General features: G+C 44.7%; 2 protein-coding genes. Both read right to left on the reverse strand.

Annotated elements, in window-relative coordinates:
• On the reverse strand, positions 1 to 1,426 hold a 1,426-nt coding region (locus tag A3751_RS19160; RefSeq protein ID WP_197466514.1), incomplete at its 3' end, for an Ig-like domain-containing protein.
• 403 nt (positions 1,427 to 1,829) lie between these two features.
• A partial coding sequence (locus tag A3751_RS19165; protein WP_156492637.1) for a winged helix-turn-helix domain-containing protein occupies positions 1,830 to 2,052 on the reverse strand: 223 nt, incomplete at its 5' end.

A 2,052-nucleotide genomic window follows, 5' to 3' on the forward strand; every position in this document is an offset into this window, starting at 1 on the left:
TTTCACCAAGATCGTTCTCTATTCTATAAGCGATGGACGTCGTCGTCGTTTGGCCTTCTGCTAGGTAGGCAAAATCACCGTCTGTGTCGAAAGTAAAACTACCATCTTGTTCAATCGTAAACTCACCACCTCGAGAGCCAGAAATAGATTGCCCAACATAACCCGCGTGAACGTTAAATGTGTTATCAAAACTCCAGTCATTGAGAAATATGTCGCCACTACCAACCGAAAGCGTGTCGTTCTGAGATACACCGTTGTAGAAATCGTTTTGACCAGAGATCGCGTCTCCATTCCGCCCTGTCACTTGGACTGTTACGACTGCATCACCAGTTGTAGTGCCATCAGATACTGTATAGGTAACCGAAGAGTCAACAACCTCTCCGCCTCTGAGAAGCTCAAACCCAGCAGACGCATCGACATCAAGAGTGCCATCACTCTTGATCGTGAACACACCTCCATTGTCGCCTATGACTGAAATCTCACCGTTAACAAGAGCTTGCCCATTAACAGCAACTATCTCCAACTCAGTTTCGGTACGCCCTTCAGCATCAAAATCATTTGCAAGCAAGCCGAACCCGATAGGGGTTTCGATTCCTTCAGGGTCTACAATTTGTGTGTAGCCCATATTCTCAACTCTATCCGCGCTAATAGAATAGGTCTCTCCGATATAGCTAGGGTTGATAGCAGAGTCCCCATCTGTTTCAGGCGCATCATTAACTCCAGTAACAAGGACTTCTATCGTTGCGGAGGACGAGTCACCATTCGCCGCTTGATAGGTATATACAATTGATGTCGTTGCACTTTCACCATCGTTAAGATATTCAAAATCGCTATTTGGATCGAACGCCAAAGACCCATCACTTTGAAGGGTAAACAAACCGCCATTGATGCCAGGCACCGGCTGACCAACATTTAAAACATCTCCATTCACGGCAACTACGCTTGCCGCATCGTCAAACAGCTCGTCATTTGCAGTAACGTTTATGCCAAAGATCGAGGTATTTTCATCTGTACTGTAAATGTCGTCACTAGCAAAAATAGAATCGCCGTCGATACCTGTGACGGTGACAGTCACCGAAGCAGTAGAAGTGTTTGAACCATCAGAAATGGTGTAAGTGATGGTCGTATCGCGTGTTTCACCTGCTGCAAGATCTTCAAAGCCTGTAGTTGAATCGAAGTGGAATGATCCATCAGCAAGAATACGAAAAGCACCTCCGGCTGACCCGGAAACGGTTACCTCGCCGTCGACTAATGACTGACCACCAGCGGACAATATTTCCAGCGTATCGCCATCAGCGTCAGAATCATTTTTAAGTAATCCAGTTATATCGAATGACATACCAAACATCTTAAGCACGTAGCCTAACTGACTCTGCTCCCCCGCAGTTGCTTGGTATACGTCGTTATTTGCTATTGGTCCGGCCATAATATTAATCCCTTTATTTTGTATTTATTATCTTTTTGAAGTTCGCAACTGATACGAAACTTTTACACCTAACAATTGTTACCCCATGTAACTGGATTGTAAACAAATGTTTTATGATGATTTATGATGAAAGCGCACCTAACCGGCAAGCCGCTCTTACTAGCCGCGCGCTATTGCGATTAAGAGGCTAATCGACACATCAACACGTTTATTTGGGCACGCCCCTCCAACAATTTCAGGGCTTTAAACAATGATGGCCTCATATCAAATCTAATGCATGTAATTGCGTGGAACCGTTCAATCACAGACACTCACGAGAAAAATCACGCAATTTCTTGCCTTGAGCTAAACGAGTTCGGCAATCACTAAGTGAATTGTTTCTTTACAGGGAGGAATAGTGCATTCAACCAACCGGAGCGACCCAGCGATAGCCTTTGCCGCGAACCGTGCGAATGCAGTTGAAAGAAGGATCAACACGCTGAAATTCAGATCTTATGATTTTTATATGCTGAACGATCGTGTTCGATTCAACTACGATCTTTAGCTCATCCTGAAGATCAAATACTGAAACGGCCTTTCCTTTGGCAAGAAATAGTTGCTTCAAGATTGCCGTTCTAACCGGGCTA

It is taken from the genome of Oleiphilus sp. HI0080 (assembly GCF_001635135.1).